Genomic DNA, 12,871 nt, shown 5'->3' with positions numbered 1-12,871 from the left:
CTCAGCCCCTGAAACATTCGAGTTCTTTGCGCGCTACCTGCTGGCGGGCTATGTCGTCATATTCGTGCGCTCCGCCTTCGTCATGGGCCTGAGACCGAAGCCCGCAGAGATCCTGATCGAGGCGATCATCCTCAGCCTCATCGTCCAGTTCATCGTCTATGTCCTGGCGGCATTCTATGGTTCAGTCGTCATCGCAAGCCTGTCAGAACACGACCTGCCGGACTGGTTAGTCGACCCTCCGGACATTCTTCATCTTGTTTTCATCGTCCTTGTGGTCCCGACGGGTCTCGGCTGGACACTGCGCCTTTTCCTCAGGTCGGATTGGCGCAACGGCCTGCTCCGCCGTCTGTCGCTGCCGGTCATACATCCCGTGCAGCGCGCGCACGATTTCGCGTTCGGAGACAATCGAGCACCGGGTCTGGTCGAGATAACCTTCAATGACGGCACCAAGATCGGCGGCTGGTTCGGGGAAAAATCGCTTGCAGCTAGCGACGACAGCCGCAGCGACCTATATCTTGAAAGAGCTTACATCATCGACAAGAACGGTACATGGCACGAGCCAAGCCATAGAAGAGCAATCCTTCTCAATCTCAGAGACGTACGATCCGTAGAGTTTCTCATGGAGGAAAAGGCAGAAGATGGACCAGAAGGCGAAAATGATCGTTAACGGCTATCAGGCCAAGCCAAGAGAACGATCGGCAGGCAACGAACGTGGCTATCAGGCCGGTGCGAACCACAGCACCAGACCCCCGACAAGTTCTCAATTACCCAAGAACGCCGAGTCCACGGTTCGGTTGCCGCAAGACAAATAAGACGACATGGGCATTTTCGACTTTCTCTCCGGCGAGTTCATCGACGTCATCCATTGGGTCGACGACCGCCACGACACCATGGTCTGGCGCTTCGCGCGCGAGGGCCATGCCATCAAGTATGGCGCCAAGCTGACCGTGCGCGAGGGTCAGGCGGCCGTCTTCGTGCATGAGGGCCAGCTGGCCGATGTCTTCCGGCCCGGGCTCTACATGCTGGAAACCAACAACATGCCGGTGCTGACGACGCTCCAGCACTGGGATCACGGCTTCCGCTCGCCCTTCCTCTCCGACATCTATTTCGTCAACACCACGCGCTTCACCGACCTCAAATGGGGCACCAAGAACCCGGTGATGCTGCGCGACCCCGAATTCGGCCCGACCCGGATCCGCGCCTTCGGCAGCTACGCGATCCGCGTCACCGACCCGGCCAGGTTCATGGTCGAGATCGTCGGCACCGATGGCGAATTCACCATGGACGAGATCGGCTTCCAGATCCGCAACATCATCGTTCAGGAATTCTCGCGGGTGATCGCGGGCTGCGGCATTCCGGTGCTGGACATGGCCGCCAATACCGCCGATCTGGGCGCGCTCATCGCCACCGAAGTGTCGAAGACGCTCGAGGCCTACGGCCTGACCATGCCCGAATTCTACATCGAGAATATCAGCCTGCCGCCCGAGGTCGAGAAGGCGCTCGACCGGCGCACCTCGGCGGGGATTGCAGGCGATCTGGGCCGCTACACCCGCTATTCCGCGGCCGAAGCCATGGCCTCCGCCGCCGCCAACCCGGCAGGCGGCGGCATGGCCACGGGGCTTGGCGCGGGCATCGGAATGGCGATGGGCACTGGCATGGCGGGGGCGATGGGGCCCTGGGGCGCGCGCGCCGAACCAGCGGCAGCCCCGGTTCCGCCGCCCCCCCCGCCTCCGGCCGAACATGTCTGGCATATCGCCGAGAACGGCCAGATCTCGGGTCCGTTCTCGATGGCCCGGCTGGGCCGGATGGCGACCGAGGGCAGCTTCCGGCGTGACAGCCATGTCTGGACCCAGGGCCAGGACGGCTGGAAGCGCGCCGAGGATGTGATCGAGCTTGCCCGGCTGTTCACCGTCGCCCCGCCGCCGCCACCGCCACCGCCGGGGGTATAGCCCGCCGATGACCGCCGCCGATCACCGCTTTCCCTGCGACCAGTGCGGGGCCGACCTGCGTTACTCGCCCGATGCGGGGCAACTCGTCTGCGACCATTGCGGCCATCGCGAGCCGGTCGAGGACGGCCCCGCCCCTGCCGAGGCCCTGGTCGAACTCGACTATCAGGCCACGCTCGACGCGATTCTGCCCGAGGCCGAGCTTGAGGAGATCCGCCAGACCAAGTGCACGAATTGCGGCGCCGAATTCGAGTTGGACGAGGACACCCATGCCGCGGAATGCCCGTTCTGCGCCACGCCCGTGGTCACCGGAACCGGGCTCAGGCGGCGGATCAAGCCCAGGGGGGTGCTGCCCTTCGCACTGTCCGAGGCCGAGGCGCACAAGGCGATGACCGACTGGCTCGGGCGGCTCTGGTTCGCGCCGAACGGACTTAAGGATTATGCCCGCAAGGGCCGCCGGATGCAGGGGATCTACGTTCCCTACTGGACCTTCGACGCCGACACGACCACGAATTACCGTGGCCAGCGCGGCACGGTCTATTACGAGACCCGCAAGGTGACGCGCAACGGAAAGACCGAGACGGTGCAGGTGCAGCGTACGCGCTGGCACTCTGTCTCGGGGCGGGTGGCGCGCGTCTTCGACGACGTGCTGGTGCTGGCCTCGACCAGCCTGCCCAAGCGCTATACCTATGCGCTCGAACCCTGGGATCTGTCGCTGCTGCAACCCTATCAGCCGCAATTCCTCGCGGGCTTCCGCTCGGAGGGCTACACCGTCGATCTCGAGGACGGCCTGATCGAGGCGCGCAAGATCATGGAGCAGGTGATACGCCGCGACGCGGCCTTCGATATCGGCGGCGACCGCCAGCGCGTCGACTGGCTCGAGACCCGGATCTCGACGCTGACCTTCAAGCATGTGCTGCTGCCGGTCTGGCTGGCGGCCTATCGCTATCGCGGCAAGACCTACCGCTTTGTCGTCAACGGCCGCAGCGGCCGGGTACAGGGCGAACGACCCTGGTCGGCCTGGAAGATCGCCTTCGCGGTGGGGCTGACGCTGGCCGTGGTCGGCGGGCTGGCGGCGGGCATCGGCTATCTCTCGGGGCTCGAGCAGTGAGCCCTTGCCCCCTCTCAGGTCCCGGCCCGAGCCGTCAGGCAAGCGACGGGACGCGACCCGGATGATCCTCTGCGCGGGCGAGGCCCTGATCGACATGCTGCCCCGGACCAGCACCGGAGGAGAGCCCGCCTTCGTCCCCCATCCCGGCGGCGCGGTCTTCAACACCGCCATCGCGCTGGGACGGCTGGGCGTGCCCACCGGCTTTTTCGCGGGCCTCTCGACCGATCTCTTCGGCACCCGGCTTGCCGAGGCGCTGGCCGCCTCGCGCGTCGGGACCGGGCTTTGCCCGCGCCCGGCCCGGCCGACCACGCTGGCCTTCGTCACCCTTCACGAGGGCCAGGCGCGCTATGCCTTCTATGACGAGGCCACGGCCGGGCGGATGCTGACCCCCGCCGATCTGCCCGCCCTGCCCGACCATACGCGCGCGCTGTTCTGCGGCGGCATCTCGCTGATGACCGAGCCCTGCGGCAGCGCCTATGAGGCGCTTTTCCTGCGCGAGGCCGGGGCCCGGGTGACGATGCTCGACCCGAATATCCGGCCCGGCTTCATCGCCGACGCCCCCGCCTATCGTGCCCGGATCGCACGGATGATCGCGGCCGCCGACATCGTCAAGATCTCGGACGAGGATCTGCACTGGCTCGAAGGCCCGGGCGAGCCCTGCGATCTGGCGCGCGGACTGCTGGGCCGCGGCCCGCGGCTGGTGCTGCTGACCCGGGGCGCAGGCGGCGCCCATGCCCTCGGCCGGGCAGCCGAGCGCTTCCTGCCCGCCCCCGCCATGCAGGTCGTCGACACCATCGGCGCGGGCGACAGCTTCAATGCGGGTTTTCTGGCTGGCCTGTCAAAAGCGGGCGCCCTCGAGCGCGCGGCGCTCGCCCAGGGGCTGCCGGACAGCGTACTGGAGGCCGCGCTCTCGCTTGCGATCCGCGCCGCCGCCGTCACCGTCTCGCGCGCGGGCGCCAACCCACCCTGGATGGAGGAACTGGCATGAGAGCACTTGTCCAGCGTGTGAGCGAGGCCGCCGTCCGGGTCGACGGCGCCATCATCGGCGAGACCGGGCCCGGACTTCTGGTGCTTGTCTGCGCCATGACCGGCGATACCGGGGCCGAGGCCGACAAGCTGGCCCGGCGCATCGCCCGGATGCGGATCTTCCGCGACGAGGCCGGCAAGATGAACCGCTCGCTGCTCGATACCGGCGGCGCGGCGCTGGTGGTCAGCCAGTTCACCCTGGCTGCCGATACCGCCAGCGGCAACCGCCCCGGCTTTTCCCGCGCCGCCGCGCCCGATCTGGGCGAGAAGCTCTATCTGCGCTTTGCCGAGGCGCTGGCCGCCGAGGGTATCGAGGTGGCCACCGGCCGGTTCGGCGCCGACATGAAGGTTGCGCTCGTGAATGACGGGCCGGTCACGATCTGGATCGAGACATGACCGCGCCCGCCTCTTTCGCCCCGGCCCAGGCCTGACCGCCGCCACGCCGATGGCCCTGCCCGCCCCCTTCGCAGACTGGTTCGCCACCCGTGGCTGGCAGCTGCATCCGCATCAAAAAGCGATGCTGGAGCGGGCCGAAACCCCCGCGCTCTTGCTGGTCGCGCCGACTGGCGGCGGCAAGACACTTGCAGGATTCCTGCCTACCCTGGTCGATCTGGCCGAAAATACCCCCACAGGCTTGCACAGTCTCTACATCTCGCCGCTCAAGGCGCTCACGGCCGACATCCGGCGCAATCTCGGCCGCCCGATCGAGGAGATGGCGCTGCCGATCCGGGTCGAGGACCGGACCGGCGACACCCCGCAATCCCGCCGCCGCCGCCAGCGCGCCGATCCGCCCCATATCCTGCTGACAACGCCCGAAAGCCTCGCGCTGATGCTCAGCTACGAGGACGCGCCGCGCATCTTTGCCGGGCTCCGCCGGGTCATCGTCGACGAGATCCATGCGCTGGCCGACTCGAAGCGGGGCGATCAGCTGAGCCTCGCACTGGCCCGGCTGGACCGGCTCTGCCCCGGCTTCCGGCGCATCGGGCTGTCGGCCACGGTCGAGGACCCGCCCGCGCTTGGCCGCTTTCTGGCCCCCGCGCGCGCACCCTGCGACATCCTGACCGCCGATCCCGGCCCGCCCCCCGATATCGCCATGCTCGAGACCGGCGCACCGCCGCCCTGGTCCGGCGGCGGCGCGCGCCATGCCATCCCCGCCGTTCTGGCCGAGATCGCCCGGCACCGCACCACGCTGGTCTTTCACAACACCCGCGCCCAAGCCGAGCTGTTCTTCCGCGATCTCTGGCTTGCCAATGAGGCGAACCTGCCGATCGCGATCCATCACGGCAGCCTGTCGCGCGAGGCCCGTCTGAAGGTCGAGGCCGCGATGGCCGAGGGACGGCTGCGCGCGGTCGTCTGCACCGGGTCGCTCGATCTGGGGATCGACTGGGGCGATGTCGATCTGGTGATCCAGGTCGGCGCGCCGAAGAACGTCAAGCGTCTGGTGCAGCGGATCGGCCGCGCCAATCACCGCTATAGCGCGCCTTCCAAGGCCCTGCTCGTGCCTGCGAACCGGTTCGAGGTGGTGGAATGCCTCGCCGCGCTCGAGGCGGTGCGGGCCCGCGATCTCGACGGCGCGCCGCGCGGCCCCGGTGCGCGCGACGTGCTGTGTCAGCATATCCTCACCTGCGCTGCTGCCGGTCCCTTCGAGGCCGATGCGCTGTTCGACGAGATCCGCTCGGCCGGGCCCTATGCCGAGCTTCCCTGTGCCAGCTTCGAGTCCTGTCTCGATTTCGCCGCAACCGGGGGCTATGCGCTGCGCGCCTATGACCGCTGGCAGCGGCTGAAGCAGGCACCCGACGGGCGCTGGGCGCTGCGCGATCCGCGCGCGGCCCGGCGCATCCGGATGAATCTCGGCACCATCGTCGAGGAGGAACGGCTGAAGGTGCGCCTCAAGCCCGCCCGCCGCGGCGCACCGCTTGGCGAGATCGAAGAGGCCTTCGCGGCCACGCTGACACCCGGCGACAGCTTTCTCATCGGCGGCCAGGTGGTACGCTTCGAGGGGCTGCGCGAGATGGTGGTCGAGGTCAGCCCAAGCCCCGGCCGCAGACCCAGGATCGCGGTCTTCGCCGGCACCAAATTCGCCACCTCGACCCGGCTCTGCGACCGCATCCTCGCCCTGCTGAACGCGCCCGACTGGCCCGGCCTGCCGCCTCATACCTCCGACTGGCTGAAGCTGCAGCGCAAGCTCTCGCGCTTGCCAGAGCCCGACCGGCTGCTGGTCGAGACCTTCGCCTTCGAGGGCCGTCATCACCTCTGCATCTACGGCTTTGCCGGGCGGAATGCACAGCAGACCCTGGGGCTTCTGCTGACCCAGAGGATGGAGGCGGCCGGGCTTGGGCCGCTGGGCTTCGTCGCCGCCGATCATGCCACCCTTATCTGGGGCCTCGACCCTGTCGAGACCCCGGCCGACTTGCTCGATTCGAACGGGTTGCAGGCGGCCTTCGCCGATTGGATTGCGGGAAACGCCGTCATGAAGCGCAGTTTTCGAACATCGGCCATCATCGCCGGGCTGATCGAGCGCAACCTGCCCGGCCAGCGCAAGACCGGGCGTCAGGCCACGTTTTCCTCCGATATTCTCTATGACACGCTCCGCCGCTACGACCCCGGCCATGTGCTTCTGGAGATTACCCGCGAGGAGGCGATGAAGGGGCTTGTCGATTTCGGCCGGATCGAGGAGATGCTGGACCGGGTGCGCGGCCGGATCGACCATATGCGCCTCGACCGCGTCTCGCCTCTGGCCGCGCCGCTTTTCCTTGAAGCCGGGCGGGTGCCGGTTCGGGGGACGGCCGAACAGCGCCTGATCGACGCCGCCGCCGCGCGGCTGATGGCCGAGGCGGGCCTTGCCTGAGCGCTTGCCTTCCCGCCCCGGATCGGATCGAGAGACGCCATGACGGGACATGATTTCACACTCGCCGGGGCCCGGCTGAGCGCCCGCGGCTCGGGGGCGCTCTGGTGGGAGGACGAAGCGCTTCTGGCGGTCGCCGATCTGCATCTTGGCAAGGCCGAACGGGTGGCGCGGCGGGGCGGTGCCCTCCTGCCGCCCTATGATACCGACGAGACGCTGACCAGGCTGGCCGACGAGATCGCCGCGCTGGCCCCCCGAAGGGTGCTCTGCCTTGGCGACAGTTTCGACGATGACGCGGCGGCGCGCGCCCTGCCCGAGCCTGCGGCCCGGCGGCTGCTGGCACTGATGGCCGGCCGGCACTGGATCTGGATCTCGGGCAATCACGACCCCGCCCCGGTCGCGCCCGGCGGCAGCGCGCTGGCAGAGGCCGAGATCGGCCCGCTATGGTTTCGCCATATCGCCATTCCGGGCGAACGAAACGAGATTTCAGGGCATTACCACCCGAAGGCCCGGCTGTGCCTGGGCGGGCGCAGGGTCTCGCGACCCTGCTTCCTGATCGATCACGCGCGGGCGATCCTGCCCGCCTTCGGCACCTATACCGGCGGGCTTGCCAGCCGCGACCGGGTACTCGAGCAGCTCATGGGGCCAGAAGCCGTGGCCGTGCTGACCGGGCCGAAGCCGCTGGCGGTGCCGATGCGCGCCTGAACAGGGCGCGCCTCAGACGGCCAGCCCCTCGGGTTCGGGCAGGCCATGGGCGCGGCAGCAGGCGGTGACGGTATTGGCCAGCAGGCAGGCGATCGTCATCGGCCCGACCCCGCCCGGAACCGGCGTGATTGCCCCGGCAACCTCTACCGCGCTGGCGAAATCGACATCGCCGACAAGCCGGGTCTTGCCCTCGCCCTTCTCGGGCGCCGGGATGCGGTTGATGCCGACATCGATCACCGTGGCACCGGGCTTGACCCAGTCGCCCGGGATCATCTGCGGCCGGCCGACAGCAGCGACGAGAATATCCGCGCCACGGCAGAGCTCGGGCAGATCGCGGGTGCGGGAATGCGCGACCGTCACGGTGCAGCTTTCCTTCAGCAGCAATTGCGCCATCGGCTTGCCGACGATGTTCGAGCGCCCGACCACGACAGCATTCAGCCCCGACAGACTGCCCAGCCTGTCGCGCAGCATCAGCAGGCAGCCCAGAGGGGTGCAGGGCACCATCGACTTCTGCCCCGTGGCCAGCAGCCCGACATTCGAAATGTGAAAGCCGTCGACATCCTTGGCCGGGTCGATGGCATTGATCACCTTGGCCTCGTCGATATGGTCCGGCACCGGAAGCTGTACGAGAATTCCATGCACTGCCGGGTCGTCATTCAGCTGCGCGATCAGTGCCAGAAGCTCGGCCTCGGAGGTTTCGGCGGCAAGGCGATGTTCGAAAGAGGCCATTCCGACCTCTTTCGTCTGCTGGCCCTTGTTGCGCACATAGACCTGGCTGGCCGGATCTTCGCCGACCAGGACCACGGCCAGCCCCGGGGTCAAGCCGTGCTCGGCCTTCATCGCCGCGACATGGGCCGCGACCTTCTCGCGGATACTGGCGGCAAAGGCCTTGCCATCGATCAGGGTTGCCGTCATTGCCGCTCCTCCCCGGCCCCAAGGGCCATTTCCTCGCGCCCGATCGACCATTCGATGAGATCGCGCCACAGCTTTTCGGCCAGACCCGGATCGAGCCCCTCGACCGACGCCCGGGCGCGGACATTCGCCACCACCTCCTCGACACGGTCATCGATCCGGGCCGGAAGACCGGCCCCGGCCTTGATCTGGGCGGCCCGCTCGATATAGCGGGCGCGCTCGCTCAGAAGGGAGACGAGACGCGCGTCGAGCGCGTCGATCTGGATGCGCAGGTCATCCATGCTGTGGCACTTGTCAGGAGCGATCATCGGGCCTCTCGCGTTCCGGGATCCGTCGGAGGCGTGTTAGCCCGCCCGCCCCGGGGGATCAATCCGTCTGCAGCTCAGAACAGCCCCTCGACCTGCCCCTCGGCATTCAGGCCGATGATCTCGGCCGCCGGATGGCGCGGCAAGCCCGGCATGGTCATGATCCGGCCGCAGATCGCCACGACGAAGCCCGCCCCGGCCGCCAGGCGCACCTCGCGGATCGGCACATCGAAGCCCTCGGGCGCCCCGATCCGTTCGGGGTCGGCGCTGAAGGAATACTGGGTCTTGGCCATGCAGATTGGCAGATGACCATAGCCCGCCTCTTCCCAGGCGCTCAGCCGGTCGCGGATATTCTGATCGGCCACGACATGATCGGCGCGGTAGACCCGGCGCGCAATGGTCTCGATCTTCTGGAAAAGGCCCATCCCGTCGGGATAGAGCGGCGCGAAACCGCTATGCCCGGTCCCGGCCAGCGCCACGACCATCTCGGCCAGCCGTTCGATGCCGGCACCGCCCTCGGCCCAGTGCCGGCACAGCACCGCCTCGGTCCCCTGCCCGCGCACGTAATCCTGCACTGCGGCGATCTCGGCCTCGGTATCGCCCGCGAAATGGTTGATGGCGACGATCGCGGGCACCCCGAAGGCGCGCATGTTCTCGATATGGCGCCCGAGATTGGCGCAGCCCGCCTGCACCGCCGCCACATCCTCGGCCTTCAGATCGGCCCTGGCGACGCCGCCATTCATCTTCAGCGCCTTGACGGTGGCCACGATCACCACCGCCGAAGGCGCAAGTCCGGCCTTGCGGCATTTGATGTCCATGAATTTCTCTGCGCCGAGATCGGCCCCGAAACCGGCCTCGGTCACCACGTAATCGGCCAGCCGCAGCGCAGTGCGCGTGGCGATGACCGAATTGCAGCCATGGGCGATATTGGCGAAGGGGCCGCCATGGACAAAGGCGGGCGTGTGTTCCAGCGTCTGCACCAGATTGGGCTGCATCGCCTCGCGCAACAGCGCCGTCATCGCTCCGTCGGCCTTCAGATCGCGCGCATGGACCGGCGCCGCGTCGCGGGTATAGCCGATGATGATGTCGCCCAGCCGGCGCTGCAGATCGGCCAGATCGGTGGCGAGGCAGAGGATGGCCATCACCTCGGACGCCACGGTGATGTCAAAGCCGGTCTCGCGCGGGTAGCCGTTGGAGGCCCCGCCCAGCGAGCAGACGATGTCGCGCAGGGCCCGGTCGTTCATGTCCATCACCCGCCGCCAGGTCACGCGGCGCGGATCGATATCCAGCTCGTTGCCCCAGTGGATGTGGTTGTCGATCATCGCGGCCAGCAGGTTATGGGCCGAGGTGATGGCATGGAAATCGCCGGTGAAATGAAGGTTCATGTCCTCCATCGGCACGATCTGGGCATGGCCGCCGCCGGCCGCACCGCCCTTCATCCCGAAACAGGGCCCGAGCGAGGCCTCGCGGATGCAGATCGCCGTCTTGTGGCCGAGCCGCGACAGCCCGTCGCCCAGCCCCACCGTCGTCGTCGTCTTGCCCTCGCCCGCGGGCGTGGGGTTGATCGCGGTCACGAGGATCAGGCGGCCTTCGGGACGCCCCTCGAGGCCGGCGATGTACCCGGCCGCGACCTTGGCCTTGTCGCGCCCATAGGGCAGCAGGGCCTCGGCCGGAATGCCGAGCCTAGCGCCGATTTCCTCGATCGGACGCTTATCGGCTGCGCGGGCGATTTCGATATCCGTCTTCGGCGCCATGCCGATCCTCCATAGGTTCCCGTTTTGCAGAGCAATAGCCGCTTGCCGGCGCGAGGGCCAGCGCCTCAGAGGCAGGAGAAAAGCGCCACGGCGCGAGCAGCGGGGCCACCTGCCGGTGGGACCGGAAAGGCGGCATCGACCTTCGGGCAGAGGATGCGATCCCGGCCCCGGCCGGAAAGGACGCAAGGGTGGACGGAAAGCAGCCCGGGGGCTGCCATGTCGGCCCATGCCGGGGCCGCGCCCGGCTGAAAAGGAAAACCCCGGAACCTGTGGGGGTCCGGGGTCTTCGGTTCGGTCAGAGCGCCCTGGCTCAGGCCATGGGTTCCGGCTCGAAGCCGGATTTGGGGCGCGGCTTGGTCTTCGGAATGGCCGTGACCGAGGGCGTGTCGCCGCCGGTGCCGGGCGTGTCGTCATCGCCCCGGCTCAGCGCCTCGCCGGCGATGACCTTGGTGATCTCGCTGCCGGTCAGCGTCTCGTATTCCAGAAGCCCCTGGGCCAGCCGTTCCAGATCCTCGCGCTTCTCGGTCAGGATCCGCGTCGCCGTCTGATAGCCCTCGTCGACCAGCGCCTTGACCTTGTCGTCGATGATCTTCTGGGTCGCGGTCGAATGCTTGGGACCGCTGTTATAGGACCCGAGATAGCTGTCCTGTTCATTGGCATAATCGACATAGCCAAGCTCGGGGTCGAAGCCGAACTGGGTCACCATCGCCCGGGCGATCCGGGTCGCCTGCTGGATGTCCGAGGAGGCGCCCGAGGTCACGTTCTCCCTGCCGAAGATCAGCTCTTCGGCCACGCGCCCGCCCATCGCCATGGCGATCTTGGACTTGTACTTGGTGTAGCTGACCGAGAGCTGGTCGCGTTCGGGCAGCGACAGAACCAGACCCAGCGCACGGCCACGCGGGATGATCGTCGCCTTGTGGATCGGATCGTGCTGCGGGACATTGAGGCCGACGATGGCATGCCCGCCCTCGTGATAGGCGGTCAGCTTCTTCTCGTCCTCGGTCATGACCATCGAGCGCCGTTCGGCCCCCATCATGACCTTGTCCTTGGCATTCTCGAAATCCTCCATCGTCACGAAGCGCCGGCCGACGCGCGCGGCCATCAGCGCCGCTTCGTTGACGAGGTTGGCGAGATCCGCGCCCGAGAAGCCGGGCGTGCCGCGAGCGATGATGCGCAGATCGACATCGGGGCCAAGCGGCACCTTGCGGGCATGAACGCCCAGGATCTTCTCGCGGCCCTTGATGTCGGGGTTCGGCACCTGCACCTGGCGGTCGAACCGGCCGGGACGCAACAGCGCGGGGTCCAGCACGTCGGGGCGGTTGGTGGCCGCGACGATGATGATGCCCTCATTGGCCTCGAAGCCGTCCATCTCGACCAGAAGCTGGTTCAGCGTCTGTTCGCGCTCGTCATTGCCGCCGCCATAGCCGACGCCACGCGACCGGCCGACAGCGTCGATCTCGTCGATGAAGACGATGCAGGGGGCGTTCTTCTTGGCCTGCTCGAACATGTCGCGGACGCGGGAGGCACCGACGCCCACGAACATCTCGACGAAGTCGGAGCCCGAGATGGTGAAGAAGGGCACGCCCGCCTCGCCCGCGATGGCGCGCGCGAGCAGCGTCTTGCCGGTGCCGGGCGGACCGACCAGCAGAGCGCCTTTCGGGATCTTGCCGCCGAGACGCGAGAATTTCTGCGGATTGCGCAGGAATTCGACGATCTCTTCCAGCTCGTCCTTGGCCTCGTCGATGCCAGCCACGTCGTCGAAAGTGACGCGGCCATGCTTTTCGGTCAGAAGCTTGGCCTTGGACTTGCCAAAGCCCATGGCCCCGCCGCGTCCGCCACCCTGCATCCGGTTCATCAGGAAGATCCAGATCCCGATCAGGATGATGAAGGGCAGAAGCGTCCCGATATAGGCCAGAAGGCCGTTCTGTTCCTGCGGCTCGGCGGTGACATCGACGTTCTTGGCGAGCAATTGCTCGGTCACGTCGGTGCCGCGCGGCACGATCGCGGTAACGGTGCTGCCATCGGCTTCCCGGATCACCGCACGTTCGCCGTCAAGCTTGACGCTCGAAACCTGGCCGGCCTCGACGTTGCGGAGGAACTCGGAATAGCTGATGGTCTGCGAGGACATGGCCCCCTGCCCACCGCTGAACAGGTTGAACAGCGCCAGGATCAGCAGAAACAGGACGACCCAGAAGGCGATTTGTCGCGCGTTGCCCAAGGCGTACTCCTTGAATTTCGGTGTGCCGGGCAAAGGCGCGCCCGGCCAT

10 protein-coding genes and 1 pseudogene are annotated in these 12,871 nt (G+C 67.5%); 7 read left to right on the top strand and 4 right to left on the bottom strand.

Features of this window, described 5'->3' with window-relative positions; translation table 11 throughout:
* Window positions 1–13: 13 nt before the first annotated feature.
* The 7 genes and pseudogenes from B5V46_RS04930 to pdeM form a co-directional block, all read left to right on the top strand.
* A pseudogene (locus tag B5V46_RS04930) lies at window positions 14–667 on the top strand (DUF6338 family protein); the annotation flags it as partial.
* A gap of 151 nt (window positions 668–818) precedes the next feature.
* Window positions 819–1,949: an SPFH domain-containing protein gene (locus B5V46_RS04925; RefSeq protein WP_080615565.1), complete on the top strand. Its 1,131-nt coding sequence runs from the start codon at window positions 819–821 to the stop codon at window positions 1,947–1,949.
* 7 nt (window positions 1,950–1,956) lie between these two features.
* Window positions 1,957–3,057 (top strand): TFIIB-type zinc finger domain-containing protein, encoded by a 1,101-nt coding sequence (locus B5V46_RS04920; protein WP_080615564.1) that lies wholly within the window; start codon window positions 1,957–1,959, stop codon window positions 3,055–3,057.
* A gap of 61 nt (window positions 3,058–3,118) precedes the next feature.
* On the top strand, window positions 3,119–4,045 hold the full coding sequence (locus B5V46_RS04915; RefSeq protein WP_080615563.1) for a carbohydrate kinase: 927 nt from the start codon (window positions 3,119–3,121) through the stop codon (window positions 4,043–4,045).
* A complete protein-coding gene (gene dtd, locus B5V46_RS04910; RefSeq protein ID WP_080615562.1) occupies window positions 4,042–4,479 on the top strand; it encodes a D-aminoacyl-tRNA deacylase in 438 nt (145 codons plus the stop codon). The genes B5V46_RS04915 and dtd overlap by 4 nt, the downstream gene beginning before the upstream one ends.
* A 49-nt stretch (window positions 4,480–4,528) precedes the next feature.
* Window positions 4,529–6,931: a ligase-associated DNA damage response DEXH box helicase gene (locus tag B5V46_RS04905; protein WP_080615561.1), complete on the top strand. Its 2,403-nt coding sequence runs from the start codon at window positions 4,529–4,531 to the stop codon at window positions 6,929–6,931.
* A 39-nt stretch (window positions 6,932–6,970) separates the two neighbouring features.
* Window positions 6,971–7,633, top strand: coding sequence for a ligase-associated DNA damage response endonuclease PdeM (pdeM, locus tag B5V46_RS04900; protein ID WP_080615560.1), 663 nt, complete (start codon window positions 6,971–6,973; stop codon window positions 7,631–7,633).
* Between the two features lie 12 nt (window positions 7,634–7,645).
* Here pdeM and folD read toward each other — a convergent pair whose 3' ends face one another.
* From folD to ftsH, 4 genes are all read right to left on the bottom strand, one after another.
* Window positions 7,646–8,548: a bifunctional methylenetetrahydrofolate dehydrogenase/methenyltetrahydrofolate cyclohydrolase FolD gene (gene folD, locus B5V46_RS04895; protein ID WP_080615559.1), complete on the bottom strand. Its 903-nt coding sequence runs from the start codon at window positions 8,546–8,548 to the stop codon at window positions 7,646–7,648.
* Window positions 8,545–8,853 (bottom strand): chorismate mutase, encoded by a 309-nt coding sequence (locus B5V46_RS04890; protein ID WP_080615558.1) that lies wholly within the window; start codon window positions 8,851–8,853, stop codon window positions 8,545–8,547. Before B5V46_RS04890 ends, folD begins: the two co-directional genes overlap by 4 nt.
* A 74-nt stretch (window positions 8,854–8,927) precedes the next feature.
* A complete protein-coding gene (locus tag B5V46_RS04885; RefSeq protein ID WP_080615557.1) occupies window positions 8,928–10,604 on the bottom strand; it encodes a formate--tetrahydrofolate ligase in 1,677 nt (558 codons plus the stop codon).
* Window positions 10,605–10,914: 310 nt separating this feature from the next.
* Entirely contained in the window at window positions 10,915–12,822 is a 1,908-nt protein-coding gene (ftsH, locus tag B5V46_RS04880) for an ATP-dependent zinc metalloprotease FtsH (RefSeq protein ID WP_080615556.1), read from the bottom strand.
* Window positions 12,823–12,871 lie beyond the last annotated feature (49 nt).

The sequence above is a fragment of the Rhodovulum sp. MB263 genome (assembly GCF_002073975.1).
Taxonomy (GTDB): Bacteria; Pseudomonadota; Alphaproteobacteria; order Rhodobacterales; family Rhodobacteraceae; genus Rhodovulum.
The sequence above is the reverse complement of the archived record's forward strand: the minus strand, read 5'-3'. Positions and strand labels throughout refer to the sequence as shown.

Excerpts from the sequence above, each read along its gene's own strand:
- B5V46_RS04925 (WP_080615565.1), top strand. The coding sequence starts at position 819 with ATGGGCATTTTCGACTTTCTCTCCGGCGAGTTCATCGACGTCATCCAT.
- B5V46_RS04920 (WP_080615564.1), top strand. The coding sequence starts at position 1,957 with ATGACCGCCGCCGATCACCGCTTTCCCTGCGACCAGTGCGGGGCCGAC.
- B5V46_RS04915 (WP_080615563.1), top strand. The coding sequence starts at position 3,119 with ATGATCCTCTGCGCGGGCGAGGCCCTGATCGACATGCTGCCCCGGACC.
- dtd (WP_080615562.1), top strand. The coding sequence starts at position 4,042 with ATGAGAGCACTTGTCCAGCGTGTGAGCGAGGCCGCCGTCCGGGTCGAC.
- B5V46_RS04905 (WP_080615561.1), top strand. The coding sequence starts at position 4,529 with ATGGCCCTGCCCGCCCCCTTCGCAGACTGGTTCGCCACCCGTGGCTGG.
- pdeM (WP_080615560.1), top strand. The coding sequence starts at position 6,971 with ATGACGGGACATGATTTCACACTCGCCGGGGCCCGGCTGAGCGCCCGC.
- folD (WP_080615559.1), bottom strand. The coding sequence starts at position 8,548 with ATGACGGCAACCCTGATCGATGGCAAGGCCTTTGCCGCCAGTATCCGC.
- B5V46_RS04890 (WP_080615558.1), bottom strand. The coding sequence starts at position 8,853 with ATGATCGCTCCTGACAAGTGCCACAGCATGGATGACCTGCGCATCCAG.
- B5V46_RS04885 (WP_080615557.1), bottom strand. The coding sequence starts at position 10,604 with ATGGCGCCGAAGACGGATATCGAAATCGCCCGCGCAGCCGATAAGCGT.